The sequence below is a fragment of the Neolewinella xylanilytica genome (assembly GCF_002934605.1).
Classification (GTDB): Bacteria; Bacteroidota; Bacteroidia; order Chitinophagales; family Saprospiraceae; genus Neolewinella; species Neolewinella xylanilytica.
On the sequence record NZ_PTJC01000005.1, the window covers coordinates 360,849 to 375,754 of the forward strand.

Sequence of the window (14,906 nt, forward strand, 5' to 3'; positions counted from 1 at the left end):
ATGCTTTCATTTTTCCGTACCAACCAATCCTTCGCCAGCCTCCTGCTCTTCGGCTACGCGCTGCTGCTACAGTTGCCCGCCTTTGTTTTCGACGGCGGCGGGGTTACGGCCGACGGTGACATCGGCCATTACGGCGGCTGGCTGCGAAGCGCGGTAGGCAGCAGCCGGCTCCTCTCCGCCATCTTGCCGCCGGTACTGGTCGCGACGGCCGGTATCGTGGCCAATAACCTCTGCGACCGCTACCGCATCAGCCGCACGGTTACCCAGTTTCCTGGCTTATTCATCGTGTTGACCTGGGCGATGGTGCCTTCCTTCCACCTTTTCGATCCGCAGCAGGTCAACCTGGTGTTCCTGTTGCTGAGCATCGGCGCACTGGGAAGCACGTACAAGAGCATGACTTCGGCGGTGGCCCGCTTCAACGCCGGGTTCTGGCTCGGACTGGCCGCCCTGTTAGAACCTACCTACCTGTTGTTGATACCGGGCTTTTTCCTGGGCATCAGCATCTTTCGTACGGCCGATCTGCCTTCACTGGCTCAGCTACTAGGCGGTACGCTGGTAGTTTATTTTCTAGCTGCCGTATACGCCTACCTGCGGGGGGATCTGCTAGAATTCTACGTCAATGATCTTGGCGTGCTCGGTATCTGGTCGCCGGAGACGGCTTCGGCCTACGATCTCGTTGGGGTGGGCATCCTGTTCGCGCTGGTGCTGGTGGTGCTGATGGGGGGCGCCAGCAGCCGGGTGCTGTTGAGCATTGAAGGTGGAAAAAACCTTTCTTTCGTCTACTGGGTGCTGCTGTTCGCTATTCCCGTGGCCTTCCTGGGCTCGGAGCTTCACATCGTGGACGCCCAACTCCTGGTGGCACCGCTGGGATTGCTCCTCGGCCTGTGGTTCGTGGATCGTTCGGACCGGCAGGCGGAATTTCTGCATCTCTTGTTATTTGCGGCCGCCCTGACGCTGACCGTCCTGGGACTGACCAGCTAACAATCAGCGGTTTTGCCGGTTATGGGCGGATAACCAGCGCTAAACCACTGAATATGGCTAGTTTTTTTACCGAATTCAAGAAATTCGCCGTCAAGGGAAATATGATCGATCTGGCCGTTGGGGTCGTGATCGGGGCGAGTTTCAACAAGATTGTCGACGTACTCGTGAAGCAGGTGATCACGCCCCCCCTGGGGTACCTCACCACCGGTATCGAACTGGCTGACCTGGCCTGGGTGATCCGGGAACCGGTAACGGATTCCGCGGGAGAAGTGGTAGACCCGGGGGTGGTCATCGGCTACGGGCTTTTTCTCGAAACCTTGATCGATTTCATGATCATTGCCTTGGTGCTATTTCTCATTATCCGGGGGATCAATATCCTGCGCGAGGAAGCCGAAGACCCCGGCAACAAGACCGTCCCAACCCCGAAGGATATTCAGCTACTCACGGACATCAGGGACGAAATGCGCCGGATGAACGACGCTCCCCAAGCGTCATCGCAGCCCCCAGCCTGATGCCGGCTACCGAGCTGTTGCCCGAGCTGAGTAGGGAAAGCAATTTGTCGGAGGCGGCAAACAGTTGAAAGCGTCCGGGGGTGGCCAGCGCGTGCAAACCGAGATTGGTCCGGATGCCGCTGCGGTGATTGAGGTTGAGGCCCACCTTCAGCCAGTCGGTGAGGGTGTACCGTCCCGTGATGGCAAAGGCGGGAACCAGTTCCCCGAGGCGATCTTCCAGCGTGAGCAGGGCGCCGGCCGTAATTTTTTCCGTGAGGTCGTATTCTCCGCCGAGAAAAATGCTGGCGGCGATGTTGCTGCGGTACGCCGTCGCGCCGCTCACGGGTTCGAGGGCCGTTACCAGGCTGTCCACCGCCCGGTCTAGGGAGACGGAATCCCGCAAGAGGTCACCGAGGATATCCAGCCCACTAAAGGTGGAGGTCCCTTCGAAACGGAGCGTCGTAATGTCCGCTTTCCAATCGATGCCGGCACCGAGGTCGGTTGCTGAGGCGTTCAGTCGTAGCCGGTCCAGATTCACCGCCACCCCTATGTCGAAGGCGAATCCGTTGTTCGGCGTAAAGAGGTCGCCCGGCTGGAGCCGACTGGGATTGTACGTCAGGTCGAAGTCGTCGAGGGAACGAAACGCAAAGGCCCGGACGGAGTTAAGGGTCAGGTCCTTATCCAGAGTAAGGGTGTAGTTTTCGGTACCGGTGCCGAGCTCTAGCGTTCCCCCTTCCGCCGCTTCGATACTCGATACGCCGGCGAGGTACTTCACTCGTCCGCCGATCGCGATCTGGTCGTTCACCGCGTAGCTGAAACTGGCGCCGACCTCCTGGTAACTGACGATGCCGCCCCGGGGCGCGATATCGACCGTTTGCCCGATGAAGGCAGCGTTGCCGAGGGCTACCAAGTTGATGAACGAGCGGGGGTAGTCGGCGTCGCCGTTGACCCGCAGCCGGTGGTAGAGTTGATAACCGAAATTGCCGCGGCGGGCGGCTGCTCCGATGGTTTCGATGGAGTAGACGTCCTGGACGGCGTTCCGCTCCTCCGCGAGCCCCGCCCACGCGGCCAGGTTTAGAATTTGTTGGCCGCCGCTTTTTACGAAGACATCGCCGTATTCCACGTTTTGCAAGCGCAAGTCGTTGGCGATCCCCGGGAGTCCGACGGTGAAGGTCGTGGGAAGGAAGTGGACCATGGCCGGATTGTGGTAGGTCGACTGCCAGCTCCCGGAAAGGAGGGGAGCGGTCAGGTTCTGCGCATCGAGGGTGGCCGCCAGCAGGAGGGGCAACAGGAGTAGGCTTTTCCGCATGGCTTATTGGTTTTGCACGTTCAGCCGGGCCCCGATCCGGACCCGCAAGGCCTGATCCTCCCGGACCCGTACGGCCTGGGTGCCTCCCGCCGAGGTGGCGAAGGTGGTTTCCAGGATCAGGGTGGTAGCGCGCCGAATGGCGTCGAGCTGTTGACCGGTGAAGGCGATGTCGTTGGTCGTCGTCATGGTATCGGCAGCATTGCCGTCGGCATCCACGGGGCTGGCTTCGATGATGCGTAATTCGCCTTCCGTCAGATCGGCCAGTGCGGTGCCGCTCTCGTCAAAAAAGGTGCCGGTGAGCGAGAGGTCGAAGGGGATCTCGTTGTCGGTGGTCACCCGGAGGGTGGCGGCGGTGATCTCTCCGTACCGGTCGCCAAGATTGATGGGGAAGCTGTCGCGAATCCGGAAATCGTCGGCGGCGCCGTAGAGGGGCAGCTCCACGTTCACCGTGGCGTCATAACTGCTGGTATCTACCAGAAATCCGGTGACGGAGGGGTCGGCGTCCGGATTGATCAGGGCGCTGATCCGGTAATGAAGGGCGACCGGCTTGGCGGCGATCAGGTCTAGCACGTTGCTGTTCGTCTCGTCGATGATGTATTCCGTAAACTCCTGTTCGCCGGGACGTTTGGGGTAGTCGAAGGCGAATCCCTCGTCTACTACACGGCCTTCCACCGCCAGCGTGTCTCCCGCTACCGTCGTGATATAGAGTTCGTCGATCACGGCACGGGAAGGAACGCCAAAGCTATTGCGTACGGTGACCCTGATGCGGGGCTTGACGAAAGAGATATCCCCGCCCAGGTAGTTTTCGAAGAAATCGATGCGCAAGACGTCGTCCACCCCCGCGTAGGCTTGCACGCCGAAGTATCCTTCGAGGTAAGAGAAATCGAGGTTGGAAAGCAGGGCAACGGTATTGGCACCGGGGTCGAGGGCTTGGCCGTCCGGGCCGTCAATGGCATAATTCACCGTGATCGACCCGCTACCGAAATCGAGGTCGTAGCCGGTCAGGTCGAGCGGGGCGTCTACGTTCGTCAGGGTGGGGGGCGTACCGGAGCCGGAGTAAGCGGGAAGTTCTCCGCTGATCCGTAGGGGGGTGCCGTTGCGCGACAGGTTCGGGAAGGTGAGGGCCACCGTCACCGGGATGTCGTACGTATTCGGCAGGCTGTAGGTGAACGCGCCCCGCTTCAGGCTGAGCACGTCAAGACGGACGTTGTTCGGCAGGGGCAGGGGGATGGTGCGCGAACGGCTGGTAATGGGTAACGGCAGGATACTCGTAAGATTCCGGAGCTGGGTAAACAAGGCTTCCCCGGTTACGGAGGGCACGGTGTCCGTGTAGTTAAAGCGGAGCAAACCGTCGGGATCAACGGTGAGGGTTACCTGCTCGTCGATTTCTCCGAGTAGCTCCGGAAGGTTTACGCGACTGTCGACCAGCGGTACGGCGTATTCGGCCTCGAGCCGGACCTCGTCCACGGTAAAGTCTTCCACCAGGTCGCTGCAGCCGGAAAACAAAGGGGGCAGGAAGAAAAGGAGTAGCAACTTTTGCATATAGGTAGCGTAAGAAAGGGTACACGGGGCCGGGCGGTAGGCATCCGGCCCGGTAAAACAGGGTGCGCGCCAACTTGACATTGCCTCGGGCGTTCCCTATCTTCAGCGAAAGGGACGCCACGTTTGGCAACGACGTTCTGACCAACACACAACACAAACACTAGATGAAGAACGGAAGCTTTACGTCCCTGCACTTAAGCAATCTGGCGGATCAGGCGGAGCGCTTCATGTTGATGACCTATGAACGCTTACCCCGTTCCCTGGTATTGCACAACGACAGCTGGGCCTTGTCGCTTGCGGCACATTCTCTGGAAATCGCCCTTCGCCGCCCGGGTGTATCCCCGGATCTACCCCACCTGGCGCGGGCCGTTGCTTTCCTGGAGGCCTGTCGCTACTGGGGGCAGGGCAGCGAGCTGCGCGGTTGGAAGGAGGTCGCCCGGGAATTCCGGGATTGGACCGGGCCGGATTACCTCAACCTACAACTCACTCTCGCTACCGTATTACCCGATGGCAGCAGCAATCTGCGCGCCGAGGTAGCCGACGTACTTTACGATGCCAAGCTCGCCCAGCGGCTGCTTTCCGGTGCCGAAGGCGCCGAACTTACCTGGCTGGAGAATCGCTACGCCCTCGATACCGGTCAGGGACCGCGGCGGGCCATGAACCGGACGGACGCCCTCGCGCAGTACCTCGATGAACTGCGGCAGGCCCGCTTCCGCGACGGGGAGCTACGTCGGCGCTACCAGCATACCCACAGTGCGGTGTTACTGGATCTACAGAAGCTGGTCGACCGGCTCGAGCGAAAAAAACCGGGACTCCTCCCCGCTCCGGGCGAAAAGGCGAAGTCCGAGGGCGTACTGGATGGTATTGAAAACGGCCCTACCCGTCAGGCCAGTCAGACCTACTTTCGCACCATCTTCCGGAACCAAATCCAATTCAAGCGGATGGCGGATCAAAAGGCCGCGATCATGGTCAGCGTGAATGCCCTGCTGATCGGTGTGCTGATCACCTTCGTCAGCTACCGCAACTGGGCGCAAACCAGTCCCGAGATACTACTGCCGGTGGTCGTTTTTATCGCTTGCGCCTTGGCCAGTCTAGTCTACGCCCTGATCGCCTCCCGTCCGCACAGCCGTAAGGGGGAAGAAAAAAATCTGGCCTTTTACGGGACGGTGAGCAAGCTCGATCGCCAAGAATTTACCCGGCGTATGGAGGAGACGCTCCTAAACCCGGAAGCGCTCTACGGAAATTTGATCGGCGATCTCCACGGGCTGAGTCAGATCATCGATCGCAAGTATCGGTTGTTGAAAATCGCCTACAATATCTTTCTGGTCGGATTAGCTGCCAGCGTTTCCTTAGTGCTGGCGATCGTGTATCTCGTGTAGTAGTGCTTCGCTAATACCGGTTTAATCTTCCTCCCCCGCCTCGTTCTTCTGCGCTTCCAGCTCCGCCGCTTTCTCTTCCTTGCGCTTGCTCACTTTGTTGAGCAGAATCGCGGCTTTGATCAGGAAATCATCGTGGAACTGGGTGTATTCGTTGAACACCATCAGCAGGCGGGCGGCATCGTAGGCAGCCGTGCCCGGAATGATCTGGCGGGCGGCGATGGGATGCAGCCAATACTCCAGGTTGTTGGACCGGAGGTAGGCCCGGTCGGTATTGAAGTTGATCACCCGCGCCAGCTTATTCAGGCTGAAGAGGTAGTCGGTTTCCCGGTTCAGGTCCTTCTGAATGTCGATGATGTTCGTCCAGTTGAACCGGACGCCACTGCGCTCGCAGAGGAAGATGTCGCGCCGGCCGTCGAACACGATCATATCCTGGAAACGATACTTATTCAGGTTCTTGTTGAGAAAATTCCGGATAGCGTTCTTGGTCGAGCGCAGGTTGCGGAACGCGAACTGCAGGTCGTTTTCGCTCAGGCGAAAATCCTCATGATAGGGGTAGCGGCGGTTCGTCCGCATATTCAGTACTTCCCGGACGCGGCGGACCGTATGACCCAGCTCGTCCGTCTCGGCGTAGACATCCACGATGTCCACGTTAGCTTGGTTGATCCAGCTTTCCAGGAATATTTTGTTGGAGCCTCTTTCAAAAACCAGTAGAGCAATCTCGCTGATTGCGTAAAAGTTTGGATAGCCGCCGTATATGTTCCCGTACTTTAACTCTAAAAAGGCGATGTTCTCGTTCACGGTCTGAGGTTAAGTCAATCAATAATGGGTTTCCCGTCGTAAAAATCATGCAGGATAAGGCGTATTCAAAGATACGTCTTCCTGAGTAAAGGCCTGCCTCCCCCAAACGTTCAACTTCCATCGGGTTGGCCGCGCCCCGGCGGGCTAACGGCAAATTAAGGTGGTGTCAGGGCGATTTCTAAGGGTGCCGGAATGGTTAAACCACCGGGGCGGGGGGATTATTGTTGCCGCCTTTCCCTAACAATACCGAAACGATCGACCCGCCGCCACCGGGCATCCTTATTTCCACAGGCGGTCTACGAAACGGCCGTTTTCATAGATAATTTCCCCGTCGGCAAACACCCTTCCACCAGCGCGCATATTGGCGATCATGTCCCAGTGCACCGAGCTCGAGTTTCGTCCCCCGGCCTGGGCATAGCTCTGCCCTACGGCCATGTGAACGGTTCCACCGATCTTCTCGTCAAAGAGGATTTGCTTACTGAAGCGGTCGATGTCGTAATTCGTCCCGATAGCCGCCTCGCCGAAGCGCCGCGTTCCGTCGATGGCGAAGGTTTCGTCCAGCACTTCCTGCCCGCTCTCCGCCCGCCACGACTGTATTTCTCCATCTTTTACTTCCAGGCTAACCCCCTTGACCTCTACGCCGTTACGAATAGCCGGGTAGTCGAAGTAGATGTGGCCGTTCACGGAATCTTCCTCCGGACTGGTGTACACCTCCCCGCTAGGCATATTCGTCTGGCCGTCGCTATTGATCCAGGTACGCCCGTTGGTGGTAAAGTGGATATCGCTGCGGTCGTTGAGGTATCGGAAGGAGGTGCAGCTATTCAGGTGATCCACCACCCGCTGTTGCCGGTCGCGTACGCCCAGCCAGGCGGCTTTGGGGTCGGCTTCGTTCAGCTTACAGGCGTTAAAGACGAAGGCGGTGTATTCCTTTTCACTCATACCCGCCTCCTCGGCCAGGGCCGGGGTAGGATAGATGCACATGCTGCGCTTCAGCCGTCGGTCGGCGGTACGCGCGAAGTAGGTGTCGTGCATGGGTTTGAACGCTTCCCGCCGCGCTGCCTTTAACTCCGGGGAGGGGTCCGGTTCGCGAAGATCGAAGGGGGCGCTCACGTAGATATACGCCTCGAATTCGTCCATCGCCCGTTTTTGGAGGGTGGGCAGGTAAGCGAACTGCTCCGGGCTGCCGTACTCCCGCATGGCCGCCGCCTGCCCCCGCGTAGTGAGGGATACTTCGAGGTTGCCCCCGGCCTTCAGGGTCTCCCGGTACAGCGCATCGATCAGCGGCTCGGCCAGCGTGGTCGAGTTGACGAAAAGCCGCTCCCCGGGCTGCAGGCTCACGCAGTAGTTGACGAGGAGGCGGGCGTATTTATCGAGGTATTCGGTTTGGGGCATCATCGGGCTAAAATCGGTTCGCGTGGGTAACGGGTGGAAGGAGGGGAGGTGCGAAGGTAATTCCTGTTCCTCCGCCGTTGCCCCATGCGCTCAGAACGGGGGGCGGTCTAGCTTCGTTCTTCCCCCTCTGGAAGCCAGGGGCCCATACGAGGCGGGTAGAACTGTTTCCTAATTTCCAGGGCCAAACGATCACCGCTGCCAAACTCCTGTTCGATTACGGCATTACGCTAGCGACGAATCGTACGACCATGTCATTCCTGACCGCCCAATGGCGAAAGCTGATCTTCGCGAACTACCCCGTGGACGCAAAGGTCCTGTTACCTTACCTGCCCGCCCACACCGAACTGGATACCTGGAACGGTCACCCGTACGTCAGTCTCATCGGATTTCTGTTTCGGGACGTCCGCCTGTTGCGGCTCAGGATTCCGTTTCACGTCACCTTCGAAGAAGTTAATCTGCGTTTTTACGTGCGCCGGCGCGCGGGAAACGGCGAATGGCGCCGGGGAGTGGTTTTCATTAAGGAGATCGTCCCTAAGCCAGCCATCACGTTTGTGGCGAATACCCTCTACGGGGAGGCCTACGAAACCCGACCCATGCACCACCGCTGGGCCGAAACCGCCGTTCACCAGCACGTAGAATACAATTGGCGGATAGGCACCCGCTGGCAAACCCTGGCCGCGACGGCGGACAAGCACCCGGCTGATATCGAAACCGGCAGTGAGGCAGAATTCATCACCGAGCACTACTGGGGCTACTCCAAAAGCTCCGCCACGAAGACTACCGAATATGAGGTTACCCACCCCCGCTGGCAGCAAGCCTCCGTCTCCGATTACCGCATCGATGTCGACTTCGCCCTCAATTACGGCCCCCGCTTCGCTTTCCTGAACGACCGCACCCCCGATTCCGTCTTCCTGGCCGAAGGTTCTCCCATCACCATTGAGGGAAAGCGCACTATCGCCTAAATCTAAATAAGGCCCCAACCCTTCAGTTTGCCCCCGATAAGCCCCTGCATTCGCTATAAGCCCATCCTCCGTTCGGGAGCGTAGCAACCGACCCTACCCTCCCTAAAAGACTAGAAAACTAAAAGACTAAAAAACCCCCACAATCCCCGGCCCCCAAAACTCCTTAGTAAAGAAGTAAGTAGCCAACACCAAAAAGGCCGTAGTCAGATAGACCATCACGATGCTCCCCACTTTGGCCCAACGCCCCCGCAGGATGTCCCGGCGTCCGATAAATACCTCCGCCACGAGCAAATTCGGCAGGTAAAACCAGAAGTCCATAAAGTAATCGAAGGGACCGCGGAACAACTGCGTATGGCCCACCCCGTCCGTAACCAGAAACCAAAACCCGTAATCCATCCGGTACAACCACGATCCGATGGCGAGGGCAAATAGCCGAATGCCCCAGGCGCGATGTTTGTCCATACGGCCGGTGCGGGCGTAACGAATCGTTTGTACTGCCGCCAGACCGGTAAGCACCCCGTAGCCCGCAAAGGCAACATCCATCAGCCACCCGCCGATGGTCCCCTTCACGAAGATGAAACTCAGCCCACCTACCGCCGTGAGCATGGCTGCAAAAACATACACCCTCCCCAGCCACCGGTGTGCCGCCGGATACTTGACACGAATGCGGGTCACCAACTGAATGCACCCCAGCACCAGAATAATGCCCCCCGCCGCAAAGTGCAATCCGATCCCCACCGTTGCCGAGCGCGTGTTCACATCGTACAGCCCCGGCAACACCTCGTTCCACTGCTCGGAATTTCCGAACAGCAAACCGAGAAAGTAAAAGCAGAGAATGTATACCCCGAAGATCACCGCGCTGATCCATACCGTACCCACCAGTACCCGCCCCGCGATCTGCAGTTGCCGGTCGGCCGACGTGTAGGTGGTAGGGGTCATGAAGGCATTGCTTACCCACACAATTTAGGCATGATAGGTCTGAGTTGGATACACTTCGGCCACTAACGTACAAACGGGTCAGAACCGCATTTCTTGGGGGGTAAGCAAATCTGCGAAAATCTGTGCCCTAGCGTAGCGATCCGCGAGGTGAAGCCGATCCGTGTTAAACCACGAGCCGCAGGCGAGCATCCCCATCCCCACCGGGAGCGCAGCGACCGGCAAGTGCCACGCGACTAAAAGACTACCCCCTAAAAGACTAAAAAACTACCCCCTAAAAGACTAAGCGAGCGCAGCGAGCCTACCACTGCTTAGCGATATAGGGATACGTCTGCTGGTACTCCACCCGCACCATCTCCGTCAACCGTGCCCGTAGTTCATTCACGTTTTCCTTCGTGTGCGCGCTGACCAGCATCGCCTCCTGCCCGAATTCCGCCTCCAGCCCCTGCTTTAGATCGGATTCAACCTCCTCCCGGCCGTCCTCGTCCAGGTACATATCGTAGTTGCGCTCACGGAAGAGGTCTATTTTGTTGAAGACCAGTAGGGTGGGCTTGTTCTGACAGTCCATTTCCTTGAGCAGTCCCTGCACCGTACGGATCTGGTCGTCGTACTGCGGGTGCGCCACGTCCACTACGTGAAGCAGGATGTCGCTCTCCTTCACCTCGTCCAGCGTGGAGCGGAACGATTCGATCAGGTGGTGGGGGAGTTTGCGGATGAATCCGACCGTATCCGTCAGCAGGAAGGGAACGCCCTCGTAGGCCAGCTTCCGGACGGTGGTGTCCAAGGTCGCGAAAAGTTTGTCCTCGGCGAAGACGTCGCTCTTGGTGAGCAGATTCATGAGGGTCGACTTGCCAACGTTGGTATAGCCCACCAGCGCTACCCGCACCATGGCATCGCGGCCCTTGCGGCGGGTTTCGGCCTGCTTATCGATCTTGTCGAGGTCCTTCTTGAGCTTGCTGATCTTATCGCGGACAATCCGACGGTCCGTCTCGATCTCCGTCTCACCGGGGCCGCGCATGCCGATACCACCACGCTGCCGTTCCAAGTGCGTCCAGAGTCCGCGCAGCCGGGGCAGCAAGTACTGCATCTGGGCCAGCTCGACCTGGGTTTTGGCCTGGGCCGTCTGAGCCCGACGCGCGAAGATGTCCAGGATCAGCGTGGAGCGGTCGATGATCTTAACCTTCATCTCCTCCTCCAGGATGTTGACCTGCTTACCGCTGAGGTCGTCGTCGAAGATGACCATCGAAACGTCCTCGTGGTCCTTCACGTAGGCGGCGATCTCGTGGGCCTTGCCACTGCCCACGAAGGTGCGGTTATCCGGGTGGTCGAGTTTTTGGATGAACCGTTTGACGGTCTTCGCTCCTGCGGTTTCCGCCAAAAATTCGAGCTCGTCCAGGTACTCGGTTACCTGTTCCTCGGACTGTCCGCGCAGCACGACGCCCACGATGACGGCGTACTCCGTTTCCTCCGCTAATCCACTGGCCTTCTGGCCTACGTTCCATTCATTCGCCATAGGTCTGGTATAACCGGCAGTATCCCGGATAAGTTGCCTTTTTCGGGCGGCGGCGCGCAGGTGAGCAGCGGGTTCCCGGGAGAACGATCAATTACCAAGCGAAGAGCCCCGATCCGGCTGTCCCGTTCAGATCATTCCTTCACGATCCGCACGGAAGTAGCCACGTGGTCGTCCGAACGAATCAGTCGCACCACGTAAGGACCGGCGGGTAAACCACCCATCTCCACCTGGGAGACGCCCTCTGTATAGCGGCCCATCAGTATCCGCCGACCGGCAGCATCGTACAGTTCCAGGCGGTAGTCCTGCCGACTTTCCACCGTCAGCTGCGTGGTAACCGGGTTGGGGTAGACGGTAAAGTCCGCACTTAACGCCGGCTGGGTGGAGGCGGTAGCAACCGGTGAAAGCCGGGAAGCTACCGCGGATCCAACGGGGATGAGCCGCCACCGCTGACTGTTGCCCCGGTCGAGCGTCCGACTCAGCGCACGGGGTACGCCATCGACATTCTCGATGTCCAGGCGGTTGTCCGGCGCATTCAGGGGCGCGAAACGGTAGGTGCCGTCCCCGACGGGGAGTGCCTGCCACCGTTGGTTGTTGCGGCCATGGCGGTCGTAGATGTGGATCTCCGTGTTTGTCGCGGAACTCACCCCGGCTACGTCGAGGCGCTTGCCGGGGGCGTTCTGCGGCTCGATCTCGTACACCTTGTTGCCGAGGCTGATAAATTTCCACTGCTGGTTGGCACTGCCGTGTCTGCGGAAGCCATCAACCAGGGTACTGTTCTCCGTGGAGCCCCCCCGGACATCCAGTCGAAGTCGGGTGTCGTGCTGGGGTTCCATTTCGTAGACGGCGCCATTCACAATCGGTATCGTAGGATCGTCGATCTCAATGGTATAGGTAAGGCTGGCGGTACAGCCGTCCGGGTCGGTGTTGGTGACCGTGTAGTCCCCGCCGCGATCCAACCCGACGTCGGTTAATCGCAGGGATCTGCCGGTAGAGGTAAAGTTGTTGGGGCCGGTGTAGCTCCACGGGCTACTGGTGGTGCCGAAGTCCACGCTCTGCGGGCCGAACCAAACCTCATCGCCCGATTCGATCGGCACCGTGGTGGCCTGTATCCAACCCGTGCGATTAATATTGACGTAAGGGATGAGGCGGCAGTCGGGCTGTGACCAGCGGACTACGCGCCCGGCGGTAATGGCACCGGCGGTGGTGAAATTACCGCCCGCGTAGAGGCCGTCTTCCACCGGGACCAGCGTATTGACCAGGTTGTTCGTACCGACCGATTTTCCGGTTCCGAGCGCCTGCCACTGTAGGGCGTCACTCCAGCGGGCGACGTTGTTGACGATATACGACTGATTGTCACGGGTCGTAGCCGTTTCGAAACTGCCCCCGACGTAGAGGTAGGTGCCATCGTGGTACAGGCTGTTGACATTGCCGCTGACGCCCTGACCGAGCGGCTGCCAGCTTTGTCCGGAGCGATCCCAGCGGGCAACCCGGTTTACGGTCTTCCCACCGGCGATGGCGAAATTGCCGCCGGCGTAAATGTTATCGTTGGTGACCACGATCGCCTGCACGAAGCCGCTGGTCCCGCTGCCCAGCGTCCCCCACCGGCTCCCGTCGAAGGTAGCGACGCGGTTGGCGGTCCGGTTGCCGGCGCTGCCGAAGTTGCCGCCGATGTAGAGCGTCCCCGCTTCATCGAAGGCAATCGAACGGACCTCGTTATTCGTGCCGGCTACCCCGGATCCCGAGTCGGTCAGGGCCGACCAGCTACCATTCCACTTCGCGATATTGTTTACGGTCCGACCCCCGGCGGTGACGAAGGTCCCGCCGGCATATATATCCGCACCATTCGTACCGAGCGACAGCACCGCACCATTGGTTCCTGAACCGAGGGCCTGCCACGAACTACCGTTCCAAACGGCGACGTTACGGGCGCTTACGCCGCCGATAGTGGTGAAACTACCCCCGGCGTAGAGTCGGCCGTCCGTGCCCACGGTGAGCGCGCTAACTCGTCCGTTCGAGCCCGTGGAAAGCGCCCGCCAGCCCTGTCCGGTCGTGTAGACCGCGACTTTATTGACGGTCCTGCCGCCGGCGATAGCGAAATCACCGGCCGCGTACATGGTGCCGCCGTCGGTAGCCAGGGCATCAACGACCCCCGAGATCCCGCTGCCGAGTGCCTGCCACTCGCCGATGCCGTCTACGGCCGTCGTGGTGGGCGTGGAGTCATTTTCGTCGATGACGCGGAAAATGCTGCCGCTGCGGTCGTACTCGCTGAAGTAGATCTCGCCAGCTTCGTCGAGTCCGAAGCTGGATACGGGCTCGCCGTTGGTGCGGAAGAGGAGTTGGGCGGTGCCGGCCCCGGTGGACGCATTGTAGTCCATGGCCCAGACCCGACCGGTGACGTAATCCGCGAAAAGTAATTTATCCTTGATGGCGGGATTGGTCAGCCGGCCCCGGTAAACGTATCCCAGGGTAATGGACCGGTCGCCGTTATCGTGGTTGTATTGGTAGACCGGTTTGACCTCGGGCGTAGTCACGAGGCTCGTAGCGCTGCGGTACGTCCGGGTGCCTTCGAAGCGGTTCCAGCCGTAATTGCCGCCGCGCCGTACGAGGTTGATCTCTTCCAGGACGCCCTGGCCGACGTCGCCGCCCCACAGCCGGCCGGTGGCGTCGTCGAAGGAAAACTTCCAGGTGTTGCGGATGCCCCAGGCGTAGAGTTCGTCGAGCCCGCTGCGACCGACACGGGGGTTGTCGGAGGGAATCTCGTAGCGGCCATTGGGAGCGTCCGGGTTGGTTTCCACGGGGTTACTGCCGTCCAGGTCCACGTCGATGCGCAAGATGCTGCCGAAGATGGTATTCAGGTTCTGGGCGTTGCCCTGGGGATCGCCGCCGCCCCCGCCGTCGCCGAGGGAAGCGTACAGGTAGCCGTCCGGACCGAAGGCGATCTTGCCGCCGTTGTGGTTGGACTCCCGTTGATTTTTGTCGAAGCTGAAGATTTCCAGACGGGAAGCGGGGTCGGCCCGGTTGGGATTGGTAGCGCTGACGCGGTAGCGGGCCAGTACCAGTTCCACGTTGATACCCGACACCGAACTTTGACGCGTATGGTAGACGTAGAAGTAGCGATTGCTGGCGAAGTCCGGATGAAAGGCCAGCCCCAGCAACCCGATCTCCTGGCCGGAGGAAAAGCTGACGATGCCGGTCAGGTCCAGGAAGGTTTCCGCGGAGGTGGCTGCGGGATCGTTCGGGAAGACCTTGATGCGCCCCGGTTGCTCGAGCACGAAGAGGCGGTCGGTGCCGTCACCGGCGTGCTGGATTTCGACGGGCAGGTCGAAGGTGAGGTTAGGGAATGCGTTTTCGTAGGAGATATCCGCCTGAGCACCCGCTGCGAGCGGCGATAGCAGGGCGGTCAATAAAAGCCATAAAAAAGCAGGGTAGCGATTCGTGCGCATAGTAGAATGGGTTCCGGTGAAGAAAAACACGCCGTATCCGGAGAGGGAGACGGGTAGGGTTTGGAACCAGGGCTTAGCGCAATCTAAATCAATACCGTAAACCCGATCTTTGGAATTAGGTTTGGAATTTTGATTATTTATCGGAAATTAATTCGGCAAG

At 59.5% G+C, this 14,906-nt stretch carries 11 protein-coding genes; 4 read left to right on the top strand and 7 right to left on the bottom strand.

From position 1 onward, the window contains the following. Complete coding sequence (locus tag CLV84_RS01410; protein WP_104417957.1) at positions 1 to 981, top strand: hypothetical protein; 981 nt, start codon at positions 1 to 3, stop codon at positions 979 to 981. Between the two features lie 53 nt (positions 982 to 1,034). Beyond that, the gene (gene mscL, locus CLV84_RS01415; protein ID WP_104417958.1) at positions 1,035 to 1,493 is read left to right on the top strand and encodes a large conductance mechanosensitive channel protein MscL; all 459 of its coding nucleotides are present in this window, start codon (positions 1,035 to 1,037) and stop codon (positions 1,491 to 1,493) included. Here mscL and CLV84_RS01420 read toward each other — a convergent pair. Further along, on the bottom strand, positions 1,432 to 2,781 hold the full coding sequence (locus CLV84_RS01420) for a DUF5723 family protein (protein WP_104417959.1): 1,350 nt from the start codon (positions 2,779 to 2,781) through the stop codon (positions 1,432 to 1,434). The genes mscL and CLV84_RS01420 overlap by 62 nt on opposite strands. Before the next feature lie 3 nt (positions 2,782 to 2,784). After that, positions 2,785 to 4,323 carry a hypothetical protein gene (locus CLV84_RS01425; RefSeq protein ID WP_104417960.1) on the bottom strand — a complete coding sequence of 513 codons (1,539 nt, stop codon included), beginning with the start codon at positions 4,321 to 4,323 and terminating at the stop codon, positions 2,785 to 2,787. Between the two features lie 164 nt (positions 4,324 to 4,487). Here CLV84_RS01425 and CLV84_RS01430 point away from each other — a divergent pair, with 164 nt between their 5' ends. Then, positions 4,488 to 5,702, top strand: coding sequence for a Pycsar system effector family protein (locus tag CLV84_RS01430; RefSeq protein ID WP_104417961.1), 1,215 nt, complete (start codon positions 4,488 to 4,490; stop codon positions 5,700 to 5,702). 21 nt (positions 5,703 to 5,723) lie between these two features. Here CLV84_RS01430 and CLV84_RS01435 read toward each other — a convergent pair whose 3' ends face one another. Together CLV84_RS01435 and CLV84_RS01440 are read right to left on the bottom strand one after the other, a co-directional pair. Further along, complete coding sequence (locus CLV84_RS01435) at positions 5,724 to 6,500, bottom strand: hypothetical protein (RefSeq protein WP_104417962.1); 777 nt, start codon at positions 6,498 to 6,500, stop codon at positions 5,724 to 5,726. A gap of 279 nt (positions 6,501 to 6,779) precedes the next feature. Beyond that, entirely contained in the window at positions 6,780 to 7,895 is a 1,116-nt protein-coding gene (locus CLV84_RS01440) for an aminopeptidase (protein WP_245911344.1), read from the bottom strand. A 245-nt stretch (positions 7,896 to 8,140) separates the two neighbouring features. On the opposite strand from CLV84_RS01440, the gene CLV84_RS01445 reads away from it, so the two are divergent. Then, entirely contained in the window at positions 8,141 to 8,854 is a 714-nt protein-coding gene (locus tag CLV84_RS01445) for a YqjF family protein (RefSeq protein ID WP_104417963.1), read from the top strand. 126 nt (positions 8,855 to 8,980) lie between these two features. Here CLV84_RS01445 and CLV84_RS01450 read toward each other — a convergent pair whose 3' ends face one another. The 3 genes from CLV84_RS01450 to CLV84_RS01460 all read right to left on the bottom strand — a co-directional run bounded on the left by CLV84_RS01450 (position 8,981) and on the right by CLV84_RS01460 (position 14,746). Next, on the bottom strand, positions 8,981 to 9,793 hold the full coding sequence (locus CLV84_RS01450; protein WP_104417964.1) for a DUF2306 domain-containing protein: 813 nt from the start codon (positions 9,791 to 9,793) through the stop codon (positions 8,981 to 8,983). A 298-nt stretch (positions 9,794 to 10,091) separates the two neighbouring features. Beyond that, entirely contained in the window at positions 10,092 to 11,303 is a 1,212-nt protein-coding gene (gene hflX / locus CLV84_RS01455) for a GTPase HflX (protein WP_104417965.1), read from the bottom strand. A 131-nt stretch (positions 11,304 to 11,434) separates the two neighbouring features. Next, a complete protein-coding gene (locus CLV84_RS01460) occupies positions 11,435 to 14,746 on the bottom strand; it encodes a PQQ-dependent sugar dehydrogenase (RefSeq protein ID WP_104417966.1) in 3,312 nt (1,103 codons plus the stop codon). Between the last annotated feature and the right edge of the window lie 160 nt (positions 14,747 to 14,906).

Coding starts and splice junctions, on each gene's coding strand:
- CLV84_RS01450 (WP_104417964.1), bottom strand. CDS start 9,793: ATGACCCCTACCACCTACACGTCGGCCGACCGGCAACTGCAGATCGCG.
- CLV84_RS01440 (WP_245911344.1), bottom strand. CDS start 7,895: ATGATGCCCCAAACCGAATACCTCGATAAATACGCCCGCCTCCTCGTC.
- CLV84_RS01410 (WP_104417957.1), top strand. CDS start 1: ATGCTTTCATTTTTCCGTACCAACCAATCCTTCGCCAGCCTCCTGCTC.
- mscL (WP_104417958.1), top strand. CDS start 1,035: ATGGCTAGTTTTTTTACCGAATTCAAGAAATTCGCCGTCAAGGGAAAT.
- hflX (WP_104417965.1), bottom strand. CDS start 11,303: ATGGCGAATGAATGGAACGTAGGCCAGAAGGCCAGTGGATTAGCGGAG.
- CLV84_RS01445 (WP_104417963.1), top strand. CDS start 8,141: ATGTCATTCCTGACCGCCCAATGGCGAAAGCTGATCTTCGCGAACTAC.
- CLV84_RS01425 (WP_104417960.1), bottom strand. CDS start 4,323: ATGCAAAAGTTGCTACTCCTTTTCTTCCTGCCCCCTTTGTTTTCCGGC.
- CLV84_RS01460 (WP_104417966.1), bottom strand. CDS start 14,746: ATGCGCACGAATCGCTACCCTGCTTTTTTATGGCTTTTATTGACCGCC.
- CLV84_RS01430 (WP_104417961.1), top strand. CDS start 4,488: ATGAAGAACGGAAGCTTTACGTCCCTGCACTTAAGCAATCTGGCGGAT.
- CLV84_RS01420 (WP_104417959.1), bottom strand. CDS start 2,781: ATGCGGAAAAGCCTACTCCTGTTGCCCCTCCTGCTGGCGGCCACCCTC.